This window comes from Mycobacterium sp. NGS40, from assembly GCF_059812735.1.
In genome coordinates, this window is the sequence record NZ_JCALDG010000012.1 from 128,886 (window position 1) to 148,165 (window position 19,280).

Below are 19,280 nucleotides of genomic sequence, written 5' to 3' on the forward strand. Positions count from 1 at the left end.
GGCGTTGGTCTACCTTGGCGGTTATGCGCCCCGACGGCGAATCCTCGAGCGAATGGGCGGTCTGCGTCTACTGCGCGTCCGGCCCGACACATCCCGAATTGCTTGATCTGGCTAGCGAACTCGGCGAAGCGATCGCCGACCGCGGCTGGACCCTGGTGTGGGGCGGCGGCGACATATCGGCGATGGGCGCGGTGGCCAGTGCGGCGCGCGCCCGTGGCGGCAAGACGGTCGGCATCATCCCGCGCCAGTTGGTGCGCCGCGAACTCGCCGACGAGAACGCCTCCGAGCTGATCGTCACCGACAACATGCGCGACCGGAAGCGGATCATGGAAGACCGCTCCAACGCGTTCATCGCGCTTCCCGGTGGGATCGGCACGCTCGACGAGCTGTTCGAGGCATGGACGACGGGCTCTTTGGGTATGCACGACAAACCCGTGGTGCTGCTGGATACCTGGGGACACTACGAGGGCTTGTGGGTCTGGCTGAACGACTTGGTGGACCGCGGGTACATCTCACAGGTAGCGATGGACACGCTGATGCTGGTCGATAAGGTGAATGACGCAATCGAGGCGTGCGCCCCTAACTGAGGTCGGCTGCGTCAAGGGGAATCGAGGGAGCACGTGTCCGATCACGCCGGGGGAGCACGCAGACGGATCGGCCTGACCGACATCGCGTCGGGACTGCCGGCCGTACTGGCCGACATGCGGGTGATCCTTCGCGGCGCGGCGACCGGGCTGTTGGCCCAGCCGGGCTCGCACCGGTCGATCGGCAGCGTGTTCCAGGACCGCGCCGCCCGCTACGGCGACAAGGTCTTCCTGCGCTTCGGTGACCAGCAGCTGACCTACCGCGAGGCCAACGCGGCCGCCAACCGCTATGCCGCGGTGTTGGCCGCGCGCGGAGTCGGCCACGGCGACGTCGTCGGGATCATGCTGCGCAATTCGCCCAACACGGTGCTGGCGATGCTGGCCACCGTCAAGTGCGGGGCCGTCGCCGGAATGCTCAACTATCACCAGCGTGGTGAAGTGCTCGCGCACAGCCTTGGATTGCTCGACGCCAAGGTGCTGATCGCGGAGACCGACCTGGTCAGCGCGGTCGCCGAGACCGGCTCCGCGGGCACCGCCAACACGCTGACGATCGAAGATCTGGAGCGCTTCGCGGTAGGCGCGGTGGCCACCAACCCGGATTCGGTGGGGGCTGTGCAGGCCCGCGACACCGCCTTCTACATCTTCACGTCGGGCACCACCGGGTTCCCCAAGGCCAGCGTGATGACGCATCTGCGCTGGCTCAAGGCCCTGGCGGCGTTCGGCGGGCTGGGGTTGCGGCTGAAGGGCTCCGACACCTTGTACAGCTGCCTGCCGCTGTATCACAACAACGCGCTGACCGTGGCGCTGTCGTCGGCGATCAACTCCGGGGCAACGCTGGCGTTGGGTAAGTCGTTCTCGGCCTCCCGGTTCTGGGACGAGGCCATCGAGAGTCAGGCCACCGCGTTCATCTACATCGGCGAGATCTGCCGGTATCTGCTCAACCAGCCGCCGAAGGACACCGACCGCAAACACAAGGTGCGCCTGATCGCCGGCAACGGATTGCGCCCGGAGATCTGGAAGGACTTCACCAAGCGGTTCGGCATCTCGCGGGTGTGTGAGTTCTACGCGTCCAGTGAGGGCAACACGGCCTTCATCAACGTCTTCAATGTGCCCGGGTCGACGGGCCTCGCGCCGATGCCGCTGGTGTACGTGGAGTACGACCCCGACACCGGGGACCCGTTCCGCGACGCCAACGGCCGGGTGTGCAAGGTGCCGGCCGGTCAGCCCGGACTGCTGCTCAGCCCGGTCAACCGGCTGCAGCCGTTCGACGGCTACACCGACAAGGCGTCGAGCGAAAAGAAGTTGGTGCGCAACGCTTTCCGCGATGGTGACTGCTACTTCAACTCCGGCGACGTGATGAGCCCGCAGGGCATGCGGCACGCCGCGTTCGTCGACCGGCTCGGCGACACCTTCCGGTGGAAGGGCGAGAACGTCGCCACCACGCAGGTCGAGGCGGCGGTGGCGTCGGACAAGGCCGTCGAGGAGTGCACCGTGTTCGGTGTCGAAGTGCCCAACACCGGGGGACGTGCCGGGATGGCCGCGGTCCAGTTGCGCGAGGGCGCGGAGTTCGACGGCAAGGCACTGGCCAGTGCGGTCTACGGACAACTGCCGGCCTACGCGCTGCCGCTGTTCGTCCGCGTGGTCAAGACGCTCGAGCACACCACGACGTTCAAGAGCCGCAAGGTGGAGTTGCGCGAGCAGGCCTACGGGCCCGACGTGGCGGATCCGCTGTACGTGCTCGCCGGCCGCGACGAGGGCTATGTGCCGTACTACGACGAATACCCCGGCGAGGTCGCGGCCGGTAAGCGACCGCAAGGCTGAAGCCTTGGGGGAGGCGCACCGGCCAATCGGCTCGAGCCGGTAAGCGACCGCAAGGCTGAAGCCTTGGGGGAGGCGCACCGGCCCCCGACGGAGCAGGCACTATGGACGTGTGCAGTCAACTCTGTGCGGCCGACCCGTTGCCGGGGATCGCGCGCTGGTCATGGCGATCATCAACCGCACACCCGACTCGTTCTACGACAAGGGTGCGACCTTCAGCGACGAAGCGGCCCGGTCAGCCGTGCACCGGGCCGTCGCCGAGGGTGCCGATCTCATCGACGTCGGCGGGGTCAAGGCGGGACCCGGCGAGAACGTGGACGCGGCCATGGAGATCGCCCGGCTGGTGCCGTTCATCGAATGGTTGCGGGGCGCCTACCCCGACCAGCTGATCAGTGTCGACACCTGGCGCTCCGAGGTGGCCCGACTGGCCTGCGCCGCCGGCGCCGACCTGATCAACGACACCTGGGCGGGCGTCGACCCGGCCCTGCCGGAGGTCGCCGCCGAACTCGGCGTGGGCCTGGTGTGTTCGCACACCGGTGGCGCGCAGCCGCGCACCCGCCCGTTCCGGGTGCGCTTCGGCACCACCACCCGCGGCGTGGTCGACGACGTGATCCGTCAGGTCACCGGCGCCGCCGAGCGCGCGGTCGCCGCCGGAGTGGCCCCCGACCGGGTATTGATCGACCCGACGCACGACATGGGCAAGAACACCTTCCACGGGTTGGTCCTGTTGCGCCACGTGAGCGAACTTGTTAATACCGGATGGCCCGTGCTCATGGCTTTGAGCAACAAGGACTTCGTCGGGGAGACTCTGGGTGTGGAACTGACCGAACGGCTTGAGGGGACACTGGCAGCCACCGCGTTGGCAGCGGCCGCCGGCGTGCGGGTATTTCGGGTGCATCAGGTTGCCGCGACGCGACGGGTGCTGGAAATGGTCGCCTCGATCCAGGGCATCCGGCCGCCGGCGCGCACCGTGAGAGGACTGGCATGACGGCATCCGACCTGGTCGCCGGGGAGCTGACCAGCAGTGAGGCCGCCGCGGCGCGGCAGTGGCTGCAGCGTCGCAGCTGGAGCCGTCCCACCTGGACGATCAAGCAGCTGGAAGAGGCCAAGGGCGGGCGAACCGTCTCGGTCGTGCTGCCGGCCCTCGACGAGCAACAAACCATCGCCTCGGTGGTCGGCAGCATCTCGCCGCTGGTCCGCGATTCCGGGGGGCTGGTCGACGAGCTGATCGTGCTGGACTCCGGCTCCACCGACGAGACCGAGATCCGCGCGATCGCGGCCGGCGCCCGCGTCGTCAGCCGTGAACAGGCGTTGCCCGAGGTCGCGACCCGGCCGGGCAAGGGTGAGGCGTTGTGGCGTTCGCTGGCCGCGACCAGCGGCGACATCGTGGTGTTCGTCGACTCCGACCTGATCAACCCGCACCCGATGTTCGTGCCGTGGCTGCTGGGTCCGCTGCTGATCGGCGACGGCATTCACCTGGTCAAAAGCTTCTACCGCCGACCGCTGAACGTCAGCGAGGCGGGTGACCCGTCCATCCGCGGCGGAGACGCCGCGAACGGCGGCGGGCGGGTCACCGAGCTGGTGGCCCGGCCTTTGCTGGCGGCGCTGCGGCCGGAGCTGGGCTGCGTGCTACAGCCCCTTGGTGGCGAATACGCGGCCACCCGCGAATTGCTGACCTCCCTGCCGTTCGCCCCGGGCTACGGCGTCGAGATCGGCCTGCTGGTCGACACCTTCGACCGGCTGGGCCTGGACGCGATCGCGCAGGTCAACCTCGGTGTGCGGGCGCACCGCAACCGGCCGCTGGCCGAGCTGGGCGCGATGAGCCGTCAGGTCATCGCGACCCTGCTGTCGCGTTGCGGCATCCCCGACTCCGGGGTCGGGCTGACGCAGTTCTTCGCCGACGGCGAGGGGTACACCCAGCACACCCGGCCGGTGTCGCTGGCCGACCGGCCGCCGATGAACGGGGTGAGGCCCCAATAGGGCCCACGCTCGCCGTCCTGTCGGCGGCATAGGGCACTATCGATTCCGTGGCGTTGGTCTTGCTCTACATCGTGGTGTTGGTGCTGGTGGCGATCGTGCTGTTCGGCGCGGCGAGCCTGCTGTTCGGGCGTGGTGAGCAGCTGCCGCCCCTGCCGCGGGGGACCACGGCGACGGTGCTGCCCGCCTACGGTGTCACCGGCTCCGACGTCGACGCGGTCAAGTTCACCCAGGTGCTGCGGGGTTACAAGACCAGCGAGGTCGACTGGGTGCTGGACCGGTTGGCCCGCGAGCTCGAGGCGCTGCGGGGTCAGCTGGCGGCGGTCAGTGCGGCCGCAACAGCAGCGCATCGCGAGGCCGTCGACGCGGCCGACGGCGAGGACACCCCGGGCGGGGATCCGGCGTGACCGACGACGGGCGGACTCGCTGCAGCTGGGCGGTGGGCCGGCCCGGGCCCGACTTCGACATGTACCGCAACTATCACGACCAGGAGTGGGGCCGGCCGCTGCGTGGCGGGGTGGCACTGTTCGAGCGGATGAGCCTGGAGGCCTTTCAGAGCGGCCTGTCCTGGTTGACGATCCTGCGCAAGCGGGACAATTTCCGCCGTGCCTTCGCCGGGTTCGACGCCGAAAAGGTGGCGCGCTTTACCGAGGCCGATGTGCAGCGGCTGATGGCCGACTCCGGCATCGTCCGCAACCGGGCCAAGATCGACGCGACGATTGCCAACGCGCGGGCGGTGGCCGAATTGGGATCGGCGGAAGACCTGTCCGACCTGCTGTGGTCGTTCGCGCCGCCGTCGCGGCCGCGTCCCGCCTCCGAATCCGAAATCCCTTCCGCTACCGATGAATCCAAGGCCATGGCGAAGGAACTCAAACGCCGCGGTTTCCGGTTCGTGGGCCCCACCACCGCGTACGCGCTGATGCAGGCGACCGGGATGGTCGACGACCACGTCCGTGATTGCTGGGTTCCCTCGCCACGATGAGGGGTCGGGCGACAAGCCCGGCAAACCACGCGCGAACCCCCGCGGAGGGCGCTACGGACGGGTCTTGTGCATTTAGTGAGCCGAATAGGGAACAATGGGGGGGTGATTTGGCAGTTCAAAGTCGGGTATGGCTGGAAATCCGCTGGCGGGACTAGCTCGCTGCCGACCAGGCTCGCGAGGACGGGCCAACTCGAATCTGGAGGGAGCACTCGATGGCGGCGATGAAGCCCCGGACCGGAGACGGTCCTCTCGAAGCGACTAAGGAGGGGCGCGGCATCGTAATGCGGGTACCACTTGAAGGTGGTGGCCGTCTCGTCGTCGAGTTGACGCCCGACGAGGCCGCTGCCCTGGGTGACGAACTCAAGGGCGTCACCAGCTAAGTCCCCCGGGTGTCGGGGGCAGCTAAGAACACACCTTTCGGTAGATCTCCAGGGTCTGCTCAGCGACATGCGCCCAGGAGAATTCCTCGATGCAACGACGCCGTCCGGCGCGTCCGTAGCGCTGCGCCTTCGCCGGGTCCGCGACGAGTTCATTGACCGCTTTTGCCAATCCCGCCCGGTAAGCCCCGGCGTCGTCGGGGTCGTAATGCACCAGCGATCCGGTGACTCCGTCGACGACCACCTCCGGAATTCCGCCGACGTCGGAGGCCACCACCGCGGTCGCGCAGGCCATCGCCTCCAGGTTGACGATGCCCAACGGCTCGTACACCGATGAGCACACGAAAACCGTCGCCGCCGAGAGTATTTCGCGCAATTCCGCGACGGGAAGCATTTCCTGGATCCAGAACACGCCCGAGCGGACGCGGGCGAGCCCGTCCACGGCGGTGCGTACCTCGTCGGCGATCTCCGGGGTATCGGGAGCGCCGGCGCACAGCACCAGTTGCACGTCGGGGCTGAATTGGTGCGCGGCAGCGACCAAATGGCCGACGCCCTTCTGCCGGGTGATCCGACCGACGAAGGCCACCATCGGCCGGTTCGGATCGACGCCGAGCTCGGCCAGCACCGAGCCGGTGTCCGCCGGTCCGGCGGGATGCCACACGTCGCTGTCGACGCCATTGCGGACGACGTGCACCTGACTGGGATCCAGCGTCGGGTAGACCCGCAGCACGTCCTCGCGCATGCCCGAACTCACCGCGATCACCGCATCGGCCGCCAGCACCGCGGTGCGCTCGACCCACGACGAGATCCGGTAGCCCCCGCCGAGTTGTTCGGCCTTCCACGGCCGCAGCGGTTCCAGCGAATGCGCCGTCAGGATGTGGGGGATGTCGTAGAGCATCGCGGTGAGGTGCCCGGCCATGCCGGTGTACCAGGTATGCGAATGCACCACCGTGGCCTCGGCCGCGGCGTTAGCCATCACCAGATCCGTGGACAGCGTGGACAGCGCCGCGTTCGCGTCGCGCAGGCGCCGGTCGGGCTCGTGCGCGACGGCGCCGGGACGCGGGGCGCCCATGCAGTGCACGTCGACCGTGCACAGTCGGCGCAGTTGGGCGACGAGCTCGGTGACGTGTACGCCGGCTCCCCCGTAGACGTCTGGTGGGTACTCCCGAGTCATCATTGCCACCCGCATACACCGCACCGTAGTTCGCTTGCGACGCCCCTCGCGAATCGGACGGAAAAGCGGCTGGTGAATTCCCGCGGCGACGCCACCGCGCGCCGGGCGGCACAATCGATTACGGTGAGCGGCGGCCACGTTTGCCAAACACCTTGACGGACAGCCCGTCGCAACGCCGCCCCGGGGGATTGCCCCTGGCAGCGGTTCGTGACGGCCGATAGGTTTGGAGTCATGAGGGAAGCACCCCACGTGCTGGGCATCGTCCTGGCCGGCGGTGAGGGCAAGCGGTTGTATCCGCTGACCGCGGACCGGGCCAAGCCCGCGGTTCCCTTCGGCGGCGCCTATCGCCTGATCGACTTCGTGCTGTCCAACCTCGTCAATGCCCGATACTTGCGGATCTGCGTTCTCACGCAATACAAGTCGCATTCACTTGACCGTCACATTTCGCAGAACTGGCGGCTGTCCGGTCTGGCCGGTGAGTACATCACCCCGGTGCCGGCCCAGCAGCGCCTCGGCCCGCGCTGGTACACCGGCTCCGCCGACGCGATCTACCAGTCGCTGAATCTGATCTACGACGAAGACCCGGACTACATAGTGGTTTTCGGCGCCGACCACGTGTACCGGATGGACCCCGAGCAGATGGTCCGTTTTCACATCGACAGCGGGGCCGGCGCGACGGTGGCCGGCATCCGGGTGCCGCGCGGCGAAGCCTCGGCATTCGGCTGCATCGACGCCGACGAATCCGGCCGGATCCGCAGCTTCGTCGAGAAGCCGCTGGAGCCGCCGGGCACGCCCGACGATCCGGAGACGACGTTCGCCTCGATGGGCAACTACATCTTCACCACCAAGGTGCTCGTCGACGCGATTCGCGCCGACGCCGACGACGACCACTCCGATCACGACATGGGTGGCAACATCATTCCGCGCTTGGTGGACGACGGGATGGCCGCGGTCTACGACTTCAACGACAACGAGGTGCCCGGCGCCACCGATCGCGACCGGGCCTACTGGCGCGACGTCGGGACGCTGGATGCGTTTTACGACGCGCACATGGATCTGGTGTCGGTGCACCCCGTGTTCAACCTGTACAACCGGCGCTGGCCGATTCAGGGCGCGACGGAGAACCTGGCGCCGGCGAAGTTCGTCAACGGCGGCTCCGCCCAGGAGTCTGTCGTCGGCGCGGGCAGCATCATCTCGGCGGCCTCGGTGCGCAACTCGGTGCTGTCGTCGAACGTGGTCGTCGACGACGGCGCGATCGTGGAGGGCAGCGTGATCATGCCGGGCGCCCGGGTGGGCCGTGGCGCGGTGGTGCGCCACGCGATCCTGGACAAGAACGTGGTGATCGGGCCCGGCGAAATGGTCGGGGTGGATCTGGAGAAGGACCGGGAGCGCTTCGCGATCAGCGCCGGCGGCGTGGTCGCGGTGGGCAAGGGCGTCTGGGTCTGAACTCTCGCCGCTACCAGACGTAGGGCAGCAGCCGATAGCGCACGTGCTGGGTGTACTCGCGGTATCCGGGCAACTGCTCGGTCAACAGCTTCTCTTCGTCGAGGATGCGAAAAACGATCACCGCTTGGCCCGGGATCACGAACAAAAGTCCCCAGTAGGAGCCGAGCGAAAGCGGGATACCGATCATCATGATGAAGTTGCCGACGTACATCGGGTGCCGCACATACTTGTACACGCCGCTGGATACCAGCGTCTGGCCCGATTCCACCGTGACTGTGGCTGCGGCGTAGGCATTCTGGACGATCACCAGCATGGCGATGCCGAGTCCTATCGCGACCAGCGCATCACCGAACACCGATACCCAGCCGGGCACCGATGACCAGTTCATCCGATGGTCGTAAGCACTGAACACCAGCATCGCGATCAACGCGGTAAACGCGCTGACCATCACGACCTTCTGTACGACTCTGGTCTCTGCCTTCGGTCCGGCGTGCATCCGGCGCTCGAGCGCGGCGGGGTTCGTCCGGCCGATGTAGACGGTGGGCAGGATCGTCGCCACCAGGGTGGTCGCGATGAAGGCCCAGGCTTGCCAATAGTTGAGCGTGCCCGCTGGTAGGAACAGCAGCAGGCCCAAGACGGCCAGTCCGAACACCGACGATGCCGTCGCGCGTACACCGGTGTTCATGAGCGCAGATCCCGTCGGCGAAAGGCCATGGCCCCCAAAGCAATCAGGGCCGCGTCGATGACCAGCAGCCACACCAGCGGCAGCGCGATGAAGTCGCTGCCGACCCGCGGCACGTGTGCGAAGGGCTCGAGATCCAGGACCCACTGCGGGAAGCCGGCCAGGGATCCGATCAGGTACAGGGCAATGAACGCGATCAACACGCCCCAGGCCACCGGCGTGAATCGTGGTGCCACACCGAAGATTACGACCGTCACGGCTGAGGCCAGCCAGACGGCCGGCAACTGCACGGCCGCGGTTCCGGTCACGACGGCCATCTTGGCGCCGACGTCGCCGGCCGCGATCCCGTAGAGCAGCCCGCCGGCCGCGCCGGCGACCACCATCGCCGCTGCGGACCCCAGCAGGGCTGCCGCTAAATGGCTTGCCAGCCAACGAGTTCGGGACACCGCGCCGGCCAGCGTCGTCTCGGCGCGCAGGCCGGCCTCTTCCTGGTGTGGTCGCAAGGTGAGCGAGACGGCGAAGGCCGACGCCACCATGCCCATCATGTTGAACGCCACCGCGAGGAAGGCCTCTTCCAACGCGGAGGTGCCGCCCATCCTCGCGACGATGTCGCGCGCCATGCCGCCGCCGATCTCATCGCCGATGCCGTGCGCGACGCTGCCCATCACCAGTCCGTACAGGCACAGGCCCACCGTCCACAGCAACAGGGCGCCGCGGTCCAGCCGCCAGGTCAGTCCGAACACGTTGCTCAACCACGGTGCGGCGGTGGCCGGGCCGGCGCGCTCGGCGATGAGTCCCGCTCCGACGTCGCGCCCGGCCAGCAGCCGATACGCCACCGCGGTGAGCACGATCGCGGTGACCAGATGCAGCAGCAGCACCCACCCGTGATCGCCCGCATAGGGCCGGACCTGTAGAGACCAGCCCAGCGGGGAAAACCAGGACAGCGTGCCGGAACCGGCGTCGCCGATGGCGCGCAGCGTGAACGCGGCTCCCAGCACCGCGAAGGCGGCACCGCGGGCGAATCGCGCGCTCGACGACAGCTGCGCGGTCACGGCGGCCACCGCCGTGAACACCACTCCGGAGCCGGCCAGCGCGGCGCCGAAGGCCAGCGATCCGCTGGCCGGGACGTTGGTGGACAGCAGTCCCGCCGCGCCGATCGCGCCAGTGGCGATCGAGGCCCCGAAGCTCAGGATCAGCGCCGCGGTCAGGCTGGCGTAACGTCCGACCCCGGTCGAGTCCACCAGCTCGGTGCGACCACTTTCCTCGTCGGCGCGGGTGTGCCGGATCACCGTCAGAATCACGGCCACCGCGATCAGCACATGGAACATCCCGGCTTTCCAAATGCCCACGGCGCCAAGGCTGTCGTTGTAGACCTGCCCGTAGAGGGCACGCTGCGCCGGGCTGGCCATGATGGTCGCCGCGAACCCGGCCCGGGCGGCTTGGCTGGGATAGACCTTCTCGATGCTGCCGATGTAGACCGTCGCCAACGGAAGCGACAGCAGCAGAATCCACAGTGGCAGCGAGATCCGGTCGCGGCGCAGATACAGCCGCAGCATGCCCAGTGTTCCGGTGAAGTTCGAACTGCGTTGCAGAGCAGGACGTTCCAGCGTTGCGATGCTCATGATGCCGAGACCTTCTTTTCGCTGCGGCCGGTGTTGTAGTGGCGCAGGAAGAGCTCCTCGAGCGTCGGTGGCTGGCTGACCAGGCTGCGCACGCCGGCGTCGCCCAGCACCCGGATGAGTTCCCCGAGGCTTTCGCTGTCGACCTGTGCGCGCAACGTGTTGCCCTCGACGCTGACATCCTCAACACCCTTGATCCGACTGAGATCACCAGGGCCACGGATCATTTCGGCTTTGATGGAGGTGCGGCTGAGATGCCGCATCGAGTCCAGTGAACCGCTTTCGATGGTCCGGCCGGCCCGGATGATCGTCACCGTCTGGCACAGCGCTTCGGTTTCGGCCAGGATGTGGCTGGACAACAGGACCGTCACGCCACGGTCGCGGGCCTCGGCGACACACTGCTGAAAGATGTTCTCCATCAACGGGTCCAGGCCACTGCTGGGTTCGTCCAACAGCAGCAGGCTGGCCCGCGACGAGAAGGCCGAAATCAGGGAGACCTTCTGTCGGTTGCCCTTGGAGTAGGTGCGCGACTTCTTGGTGGGGTCGAGGTCGAAGCGCTCGATCAGCTCCCGGCGCCGGGCGTCGTCGATGCCGCCGCGCATGCGGGCCAGCAGATCGATGGTCTCACCACCGGTCAGCGACGGCCACAGCGTGACGTCGCCTGGCACATAAGCGATTTGACGGTGCAGTTCGACGGCATCGGACCACGGGTCGCCGCCTAACAGTCGCACGCTGCCGCTGTCGGCCTTCACCAGGCCCAACAGGATGCGGATGGTGGTGGACTTGCCGGCGCCGTTGGGACCGAGAAAGCCGTGCACTTCACCTCGACGCACCGTCAGGTCGAGGCCGTCCAGCGCCCGCGCCGCACCGAAGTTCTTGGTGAGGTCCCGGATTTCGATGGGCGCGACGCTATCAACTGCCATGGGATTCTCCTTGATCATCGGCGGCCAGGAATGCGTCATACATGGTGCGGTCCACCATCAGGCCCTCGGTGTAGAGCTCGAGGGCCGGCAGCACCATATCGCGGGCATAGTCGCGCAGGACTGCCCGCAAATCCGTTGGGTTGTCGTGCATTTGGATGTAGAGCAAGAATGCTCCACCGTTGTTCATGCCCAGGTATCTGGCTCGGGCCTTCGGGTCGCGGCTGGGCTTGATCAGGCCGTTGCGCACCCCTTCGTCGAGGTATTGCTCGGTGTTGTCGATCATCTGTTGCCACAACTTCTTTGCCAGCTCGCCACCGGACTGCATGCTGCGCACCAGGTAGGCCATCATCGGCGCATAGGACTCGATCTCGGCCAGCTGCCCCAGCCAGGTGGCCGGATCGTTGGTCTGCATTGCTTCGGATTTGCTTACGCGGACCTCTTCGGCGACGAAGTCGTCGCACGCCTTGCGCAGGCCGTCCTTGGATCCGAAGTGATGAATGACCAGTGCGGCGCTCACCCCCGCGGCCTCGGCGATGCTGCGCAGTCCCACGCCGAAGCCGTGCTGGCCGAATTGCTCGATCGCGGCATCGCGGATCCGGGCGGCCGCGGTCAGGTCGGCTGAACGCATGTTCAGTAGATTAAACGCGCGTTCAGTCGACGGTCAAGGGGGCGCCGCGTCAGGGATGCGTAAAAGAAACAGTGCGATGCCGGGCCTGGAGGTGCGACGCAGTGCCCGGGCAGCCGGGCACGCAGCGCCGAGCGCCCGGCCGGCCGGGCAGTCGCGCCTAGAAGGGCGGGCTAGTCGCGGACCGCGGCCAGCATGCCGTCACCCAGCGGCACCAGCGCGGGCGTCAGCCGCTCGTCCTCGGCGATCAGACGGGCCGCCTCCCGGACCGCGACCACTTCGGCGTCGCGGGCCGCGGGATCGCCGGCCCGCCCGCCCAGCGCCGAGCCGTGCACGACGATGATCCCGCCGGATCGCAGCAGCCGCACGCCTTCGACGACGTAATCGGGCTGGTCGATCGGGTCGGCGTCGACGAACACCAGGTCATAGGACTCGTCGGCGAGCCGGGTGAGCACCTCTTGGGCGCGGCCGCTGATCAGCCGGGTGCGTGACGGTCCGATGCCGGCTTCGGAGAACGCCTGCTTGGCCAGCCGCAAATACTCGGGCTCGATATCGATCGTGGTCAGTACGCCGTCGTCGCTCATCCCCGACAGCAACCAGAGTCCGCTGACCCCGGCGCCGGTGCCCACCTCGGCCACGGCCTTGCCGCCGCTGAGCTTGGTCAGCAGGCTCAACAGCGCCCCCACCGCGGGCGTGACCGCGCCGGCGCCGATGTCGACGGAGCGTTCCCGGGCGGCGGCCAGAATCGCGTCCTCGGAGATCGACCCTTCCGCGTGCGCGGAGAGCGATTCGGCCCGACTGGGGGCCGCCTGGCCGGGGGTTTCTTCCTCGGTGCCGTCCATGCCCGCAGCGTATTGCATCCGCACGCGCAGTCCGTCAGGCGCGCGGCGAATCGAAGCGTTTCCGACACGCCCGGCGACACCGCGACGGCGTAAGTCACTCCACTGCGGGTATGCCCTGCGTGTGGCAGGTAACGATAAGGTTTCTCAGCCAAACCTCAGATTGCTCCTATGCCGCGCATACGCCGGTAGGCGACGGTGACGGTATGGAACGTGGAGGACGTTGGGCGGGGAATACAGATTGGCAACTGCGTGTTGCCGATGACGAACTGCCCCTTTCGGGCAGGACACATTATTCGGAGGATTCGATCAACACCACTCTCTTGAGCCCGAACACGATGTCGCACGCCCAGGAACTCCCGGACGACGAATGGGTCGAACCGGCCGACGGCCTGCAGGGCACCGCAGTGTTCGACGCGACCGGGGACAAGACGACCATGCCGTCGTGGGACGAGTTGGTGCGTCAGCACGCCGACCGGGTGTACCGCCTGGCTTACCGGCTCTCGGGTAATCAGCAAGACGCCGAGGACTTGACCCAGGAGACATTCATCCGGGTCTTCCGGTCGGTGCAGAACTATCAGCCCGGAACCTTCGAGGGCTGGCTGCACCGCATCACCACGAATTTGTTCCTTGACATGGTGCGCCGGCGTGCCCGCATCCGGATGGAAGCGTTGCCGGAGGACTACGACCGGGTCCCGGCCGACGAGCCGAACCCGGAGCAGATCTACCACGACGCGCGCCTGGGACCTGACCTGCAGGCCGCGCTGGACTCGCTGCCCCCGGAGTTTCGCGCCGCCGTGGTGCTGTGCGACATCGAGGGCCTGTCCTATGAGGAGATCGGCGCCACTCTGGGCGTCAAGCTGGGTACTGTCCGCAGCCGGATCCACCGCGGACGTCAGGCGTTGCGCGACTATCTGGCCGCGCATTCCGAGCCGGAAACCCACGCCCAATCGGCTTAGAAAATGGCTGGGCCGGTTCACCGCACGACCCGCGGGCCGAGAATCGTGCGATTTCGCACGATGCATATCGGTGCGGGGCACCTTGTCGCGCTACATTCGAGGGGTACGTGGCAGCGAAAGGGGCTGGTGATGGCCGACCGGGGACATGTGTTCCGCCGCGCGTTCTCCTGGCTTCCCGCGCAGTTCGCCTCTCAGAGCGACGCGCCGGTCGGCGCGCCACGGCAATTCGGCTCCACCGAGCACCTGTCCGTCGAAGCGATCGCCGCGTTTGTCGACGGTGAGCTGCGGATGAATGCTCACCTGCGAGCGGCCCATCATCTGTCGCTGTGCCCGCAATGCGCGTCCGAGGTCGACGACCAGAGCCGGGCGCGCGCCGCTTTGCGCGATTCCCACCCGATCCGCATCCCCAGCACCCTGCTCGGGATGCTCTCGGAGATTCCGCATTACCCGCCCGACGACACGCCATCGCAGGCGACCGACCGTTTCGCTGATCGCAATGTGCGCGACCAGCGTAAGCGCCGGTAGCACTCGGGTTGCCCCAGCTCGTGGGTTCATGCCGACCGCTCAGCAACCGTGGATACTAGGGTGGACACGGACAATTCTGTGCCTGGTGCTCGCCCTGGACAGGGGCCGGCGTGCGAGGCCGGTTTCGAGCATCAAGTAGAGGATTCATGACCTCCGACCAAGGCTTCTACCAGGGGCAAGACGGCGGCGACAACGGAGCCAACCGCCTGGCGCCGCGCCCCATTTCCCGGCCACCGGTCGACCCCGCGGCGCGTCAGGCCTTCGGTCGCCCGGATGGTCTACAGGGATCCTTCGTCGCGGAGCGGGTACGCCCCTCTAAGTACCGGGACCAAGTCGAGTTCAGCCCGCACGACCAGCGTCGCGACCCGGTGCTGGAGGAGGCGTTCAGCAAGCCGGTCGGCGGCAGCACCGAGACATTGCAGCGCCACCCGATCGACGCCAGCGCGCTGGCCGCCGAGCAGAACGGCTTCGACGAGGACGAGGCGGACGATCCGTGGCGGGACCCGGGCGCCGCGGCGGCGTTGGGGACCCCGGCCGTCACCCAGACCACGGCGCCCACGCCGTCGGGATACACCGGCAAGCTCGGCGTTCGCGACGTGTTGTTCGGCAAGAAGGTGTCCTACCTGGCGCTGGCCGTCCTGTTCGTCATCGCGCTGGTGATCGGCGCCATCGGCGGGCTGATCGGCAACAAGACGGCCGAGGTCGTCGAGGCCTTCACCACCTCCAAGGTGACGCTGGCGACCAACAACAACACCGAAGAACCGGCGGGCCGCTTCGCCAAAGTGGCGGCCGCGACCGCCAACTCGGTGGTGACCATCGAGTCGAAGAGCGAACAAGAAGGCATGCAGGGCTCCGGTGTGGTCATCGACGGCCGCGGCTACATCGTCACGAACAACCACGTGATCTCCGAGGCAGCCAACAACCCCAGCCAGTTCAAGACGACCGTGGTGTTCAACGACGGTAAGGAAGTGCCCGCCAACCTGGTCGGTCGCGACCCCAAGACCGACCTGGCTGTGCTCAAGGTCGACAACGTCGACAACCTGAGCGTGGCGCGGCTCGGCGACTCCGACAAGGTGCGCGTCGGCGACGAGGTGATCGCCGCGGGTGCGCCGCTGGGCCTGCGCAGCACCGTGACGCACGGCATCATCAGCGCCCTGCACCGTCCGGTCCCGTTGTCGGGGGAGGGGTCTGACACCGACACCGTCATCGACGCCCTGCAGACGGACGCGTCGATCAACCACGGCAACTCCGGTGGTCCGCTGATCGACATGGACTCTCAGGTGATCGGTATCGACACCGCCGGAAAGTCGTTGTCCGACAGCGCAAGTGGCCTTGGCTTCGCGATCCCGGTGAACGAGGTCAAGTCGGTGGCGCAGACGCTGATCAAAGACGGCAAGATCGTGCACCCGACGCTGGGCGTCAGCACCCGGTCGGTGAGCAACTCGATCGCCGCCGGTGCCCAGGTCGCCAACGTCAAGGCGGGCAGCCCCGCGCAAAAGGGCGGCATCCTGGAAAACGACGTCATCGTCAAGGTCGGTAGCCGCAAGGTCGCCGACGCCGACGAGTTCGTGGTCGCCGTGCGCCAGCTGACCATCGGGCAAGACGCCCCGGTCGAGGTGGTCCGCGATGGCCGCAACGTCACCCTGACCGTCAAACCCGATGCCGACAGCGGCTGATGTTCGCCAACGTCGGCTGGGGGGAGATGCTTGTCCTCGTCGTGGTCGGGCTGGTAATCCTTGGCCCGGAACGGCTTCCGGGCGCGATCCGCTGGACGTCGAACGCCCTGCGTCAGGCCCGCGACTACCTCAGCGGTGTCACCAGCCAGCTGCGTGAGGACATCGGCCCCGAATTCGACGACCTGCGCGGCCCGCTGAGCGAGCTGCAGAAGCTGCGCGGCATGACGCCGCGCGCGGCGCTGACCAAGCACCTGCTGGACGGCGACGATTCGTTCCTCACCGGCAATTTCGAGCGGCCCGTCAACGGAACTCCGCCGCCGGCCCCGCCCCCGGCGCCGAATGGCAACCCGACATTCGGCGTTGGGCAACACGGTCCGGCGCCGTTCGACAGCGACGCCACCTAACGGCCCCGCGAGCGTAAGCACACTGCGAATTCCGCGACCATAAATCGCAGCCCGCTTACGCTCGCGGCGATCAGGCCTACTTCCGCATCGGGTCCAGCCCCAGCGACACGCCTGCCAAGCCGCGCTTGCGCGCCGACAGCTTCTCGGCGACGCTGCGCAGCTCCTTGCCCACCGGCGAATCGGGCGCGCTCAGCACGATCGGCACACCGGAATCGCCGGCAGCGACCAGCGCCGGGTCCAGCGGGATCTGACCCAGCAGCGGTACGTCGGCGCCCACCGCGCGGGACAGCCGCTCGGCCACCTGCGCGCCGCCGCCCTCGCCGAACACCTGCATGGTGGAGCCGTCCGGCAGCACCAGCCCCGACATGTTCTCCACCACGCCGACGATGCGCTGGCGGGTCTGCAGCGCGATGCTGCCGGCCCGCTCGGCGACCTCGGCCGCGGCCAGCTGCGGCGTGGTGACAACCAGGATTTCCGCGTTGGGGATCAGCTGGGCCACCGAGATGGCGATGTCGCCGGTGCCGGGCGGCAGGTCGAGCAGCAATACGTCCAGGTCGCCCCAGTAGACGTCGGCCAGGAACTGCTGCAGCGCGCGGTGCAGCATCGGACCGCGCCACACCACCGGGGCGTTGCCCTCGGTGAACTGGGCGATCGAGATCACCTTCACCTCGTGGGCGATCGGCGGCAGAATCATCGACTCGACCTGGGTGGGCCGGTCGGTCGTGCCCATCATCCGGGGGACGGAATGGCCGTGGATATCGGCGTCCAGCACCCCGACCGACAGGCCGCGCGCGGCCATCGCGGCGGCCAGGTTGACCGTCACGCTCGACTTCCCCACGCCGCCCTTGCCGGACGCGACCGCGTAGACCCGGGTCAGCGAGCTGGGCTGGGCGAACGGAATGACGGGCTCGCCGGCCCCAGAATTCGGGCCGCGCAGCTGCTTGCGCAGCTCGGTGCGCTGCTCGTCGTTCATCACGTCCAGGCTGACTTTCACCGCCCCGGTGCCCGGGACGTCGGCGACGGCCTGGCCGACCCGATCGCTGATCTCGGTCTTCTTCGGGCAGGCGGCGGTGGTCAGGTAGATCTCGACGTGCACGCCGCCGTCGGAGGCGACGTCGATGCTCTTGACCATCCCGAGTTCGGTGATGGGACGCCGCAATTCGGGGTCGATCACCTTGCCCAGTGCGGTGCGGATAGCTGCGTTCAGATCGGCTTGCGAACCAGGGGGGTCGTGACGAGACATCACCGCCGAGTGTAGGCGGCTCGCATTTCGCGCTGCTGGCAGGCGGGTCAGTGCGTCGGCGCGGGTGCCTGCGCCGGGGTGGCCGGCTTCGGCGCGGGTGCCGGACTGGGCGTTGCGGCTGCCGGGTTCGGCGCGGCGGCCGGGGGCGGAGCACTCGGCGGCACGGCCTGCGGGTCCGGAGGTGGTGGCGCGGCCGGCGGTTGCGCCCACGGGGGCGTCCAGGGCGGCGGCGCGTTCGGCGGTGGCGGCGGGGCCGGCGGCGCAAACGGCTGCGGTCCGCCCGGCGGCGGGGTTTGCGAGCTGATGCAGATCACCGTGCATCCGGGCATCTGGCCCATCGTCGGCTGCGGCGGCGTGTTGGGCTGCGGCATCCAGGGGAACATCGGCTGCGTCGGGCTGGCCGGCAGCTGCTGCTGGCCGGTCAGGTCGATCAGCGGCATCCGCGCCATCGGGTCGTCCTGCGGCAGGCCGATCATGTTGATCGGCAGGCCGGGCCCGAGGCCCTCGGGGTGCTCGTCGTGAGCGTTGCCCAGCGGCGGCGGCGGCCCGGTGATCGGCGGCAGGTCGACCGGGACCACGCCAGTCGCATACGCCGCGGCCCAGCCCAGCACGTTCTGGGCGTAGGCCGTCGAGTTGTTGTAGCGCAGGATCGCGGCCATCACCTGGGCCGGGTCGCGCAGATTCAGCCCGCCGCTGCACAGGTAGCGGGCGGCGGTCAGCGTGGAGTCGAACAGGTTCTGCGGGTCGGCGATGCCGTCGCCGTCGCCGTCGGCGGCATACCGTGCCCAGGTGCCGGGCAGGAATTGCATGGGTCCCATCGCGCGGGCGTAGGTGACGCGGTTGCCGACGTTGCTGGAGACGATCACCTCGTTGCCCGGCAGCGTGCCGTCCAGCGAAGGCCCGTAGATCGGGGTGACCGCGGTGCCGCGGGCGTCGACGGCGCCGCCGCCGGCATGTCCGGATTCGATGCGCCCGATGCCGGCCAGCAGGTTCCAGCTGACCCCACAGGCCGGGTCCGACACCGACATCTTCTGTTCGGCGTTGCGGTATGCGGTCAGCGCCATCATCGGAATGCCCAGCGCGCCGGGCGCACTCACCACTCTGGGCGGCGGCGGTGCCGAGGAGGCGCCCGCCGCGACGTGGAAGGCCGTCGGCGCCCGGTCGATGGCGATGACAACCGGTCCGGACAGATCGGGGACGGTCGGGGAAACCGCGGCGACCGGGGTGATGACGGCATGCACCGACGGAATCGGGCTCTTCGCGTGTCCGTGTAGTGGCTCAGGCGTGGCGCCGACGGCACCCGCGAACACCAACGGACTGATCACCGCCACGCTGAAGGCCTGAGCCCGGGTAACCGGAAGCCTCGGCTTCCGCACCGCCGCGACGGCCGGGTGGGCACCCAAGCGACCCCCTATGCGCACTCCACC

20 protein-coding genes are annotated in these 19,280 nt (G+C 68.1%); 12 read left to right on the forward strand and 8 right to left on the reverse strand.

Annotation, left to right across the window (positions count from 1 at the left end):
• Positions 1-23: 23 nt before the first annotated feature.
• The 7 genes from log (at position 24) to AC5Y5O_RS19430 (ending at position 5,741) form a co-directional block, all read left to right on the forward strand.
• Positions 24-587, forward strand: coding sequence for a cytokinin riboside 5'-monophosphate phosphoribohydrolase (gene log / locus AC5Y5O_RS19400; protein ID WP_096289671.1), 564 nt, complete (start codon positions 24-26; stop codon positions 585-587).
• A 33-nt stretch (positions 588-620) separates the two neighbouring features.
• A complete protein-coding gene (gene fadD6 / locus AC5Y5O_RS19405; RefSeq protein ID WP_096289670.1) occupies positions 621-2,405 on the forward strand; it encodes a long-chain-acyl-CoA synthetase FadD6 in 1,785 nt (594 codons plus the stop codon).
• Positions 2,406-2,565: 160 nt separating this feature from the next.
• Complete coding sequence (gene folP, locus AC5Y5O_RS19410; protein ID WP_096289669.1) at positions 2,566-3,390, forward strand: dihydropteroate synthase; 825 nt, start codon at positions 2,566-2,568, stop codon at positions 3,388-3,390.
• A complete protein-coding gene (locus AC5Y5O_RS19415) occupies positions 3,387-4,382 on the forward strand; it encodes a glucosyl-3-phosphoglycerate synthase (RefSeq protein ID WP_096289668.1) in 996 nt (331 codons plus the stop codon). Before folP ends, AC5Y5O_RS19415 begins: the two co-directional genes overlap by 4 nt.
• Positions 4,383-4,429: 47 nt before the next feature.
• Positions 4,430-4,786 (forward strand): DivIVA domain-containing protein, encoded by a 357-nt coding sequence (locus AC5Y5O_RS19420; RefSeq protein WP_096289667.1) that lies wholly within the window; start codon positions 4,430-4,432, stop codon positions 4,784-4,786.
• A gap of 59 nt (positions 4,787-4,845) precedes the next feature.
• Positions 4,846-5,361, forward strand: coding sequence for a DNA-3-methyladenine glycosylase I (locus AC5Y5O_RS19425; protein ID WP_423790948.1), 516 nt, complete (start codon positions 4,846-4,848; stop codon positions 5,359-5,361).
• Positions 5,362-5,573: 212 nt separating this feature from the next.
• Complete coding sequence (locus AC5Y5O_RS19430; RefSeq protein ID WP_003406247.1) at positions 5,574-5,741, forward strand: DUF3117 domain-containing protein; 168 nt, start codon at positions 5,574-5,576, stop codon at positions 5,739-5,741.
• Between the two features lie 22 nt (positions 5,742-5,763).
• Here the strand turns inward: AC5Y5O_RS19430 and glgA are convergent, their stop codons facing one another.
• Positions 5,764-6,927, reverse strand: a complete 1,164-nt coding sequence (gene glgA, locus AC5Y5O_RS19435; protein ID WP_096289665.1) for a glycogen synthase — start codon at positions 6,925-6,927, stop codon at positions 5,764-5,766.
• A gap of 216 nt (positions 6,928-7,143) precedes the next feature.
• On the opposite strand from glgA, the gene glgC reads away from it, so the two are divergent.
• The gene (gene glgC / locus AC5Y5O_RS19440) at positions 7,144-8,358 is read left to right on the forward strand and encodes a glucose-1-phosphate adenylyltransferase (protein WP_096289664.1); all 1,215 of its coding nucleotides are present in this window, start codon (positions 7,144-7,146) and stop codon (positions 8,356-8,358) included.
• A gap of 10 nt (positions 8,359-8,368) precedes the next feature.
• On the opposite strand, the gene AC5Y5O_RS19445 is transcribed toward glgC, so the two are convergent.
• From AC5Y5O_RS19445 to AC5Y5O_RS19465, 5 genes are all read right to left on the reverse strand, one after another.
• A complete protein-coding gene (locus AC5Y5O_RS19445) occupies positions 8,369-9,043 on the reverse strand; it encodes a methyltransferase family protein (RefSeq protein WP_096289663.1) in 675 nt (224 codons plus the stop codon).
• Positions 9,040-10,662, reverse strand: a complete 1,623-nt coding sequence (locus AC5Y5O_RS19450; RefSeq protein WP_207768587.1) for an ABC transporter permease — start codon at positions 10,660-10,662, stop codon at positions 9,040-9,042. The genes AC5Y5O_RS19445 and AC5Y5O_RS19450 overlap by 4 nt, the downstream gene beginning before the upstream one ends.
• Positions 10,659-11,582, reverse strand: a complete 924-nt coding sequence (locus tag AC5Y5O_RS19455; RefSeq protein ID WP_096289662.1) for an ABC transporter ATP-binding protein — start codon at positions 11,580-11,582, stop codon at positions 10,659-10,661. Before AC5Y5O_RS19455 ends, AC5Y5O_RS19450 begins: the two co-directional genes overlap by 4 nt.
• A complete protein-coding gene (locus AC5Y5O_RS19460) occupies positions 11,572-12,210 on the reverse strand; it encodes a TetR/AcrR family transcriptional regulator (protein WP_096289661.1) in 639 nt (212 codons plus the stop codon). The genes AC5Y5O_RS19455 and AC5Y5O_RS19460 overlap by 11 nt, the downstream gene beginning before the upstream one ends.
• Before the next feature lie 170 nt (positions 12,211-12,380).
• On the reverse strand, positions 12,381-13,049 hold the full coding sequence (locus AC5Y5O_RS19465; RefSeq protein ID WP_096291311.1) for an O-methyltransferase: 669 nt from the start codon (positions 13,047-13,049) through the stop codon (positions 12,381-12,383).
• 203 nt (positions 13,050-13,252) lie between these two features.
• Between AC5Y5O_RS19465 and sigE the strand changes: the two genes are divergently transcribed.
• The 4 genes from sigE (at position 13,253) to tatB (ending at position 16,610) form a co-directional block, all read left to right on the forward strand.
• A complete protein-coding gene (gene sigE, locus AC5Y5O_RS19470; RefSeq protein ID WP_096289660.1) occupies positions 13,253-14,005 on the forward strand; it encodes an RNA polymerase sigma factor SigE in 753 nt (250 codons plus the stop codon).
• A gap of 129 nt (positions 14,006-14,134) precedes the next feature.
• Positions 14,135-14,530, forward strand: a complete 396-nt coding sequence (gene rseA / locus AC5Y5O_RS19475; protein ID WP_096289659.1) for an anti-sigma E factor RseA — start codon at positions 14,135-14,137, stop codon at positions 14,528-14,530.
• 146 nt (positions 14,531-14,676) lie between these two features.
• On the forward strand, positions 14,677-16,206 hold the full coding sequence (gene htrA, locus AC5Y5O_RS19480) for a serine protease HtrA (protein WP_096289658.1): 1,530 nt from the start codon (positions 14,677-14,679) through the stop codon (positions 16,204-16,206).
• The gene (gene tatB, locus AC5Y5O_RS19485; protein ID WP_096289657.1) at positions 16,206-16,610 is read left to right on the forward strand and encodes a Sec-independent protein translocase protein TatB; all 405 of its coding nucleotides are present in this window, start codon (positions 16,206-16,208) and stop codon (positions 16,608-16,610) included. The genes htrA and tatB overlap by 1 nt, the downstream gene beginning before the upstream one ends.
• Before the next feature lie 76 nt (positions 16,611-16,686).
• Here tatB and AC5Y5O_RS19490 read toward each other — a convergent pair whose 3' ends face one another.
• Both AC5Y5O_RS19490 and AC5Y5O_RS19495 read right to left on the reverse strand, forming a co-directional pair.
• Positions 16,687-17,853 (reverse strand): Mrp/NBP35 family ATP-binding protein, encoded by a 1,167-nt coding sequence (locus AC5Y5O_RS19490; protein WP_096291310.1) that lies wholly within the window; start codon positions 17,851-17,853, stop codon positions 16,687-16,689.
• A 47-nt stretch (positions 17,854-17,900) separates the two neighbouring features.
• Positions 17,901-19,274: a lytic transglycosylase domain-containing protein gene (locus AC5Y5O_RS19495; protein ID WP_500026802.1), complete on the reverse strand. Its 1,374-nt coding sequence runs from the start codon at positions 19,272-19,274 to the stop codon at positions 17,901-17,903.
• Between the last annotated feature and the right edge of the window lie 6 nt (positions 19,275-19,280).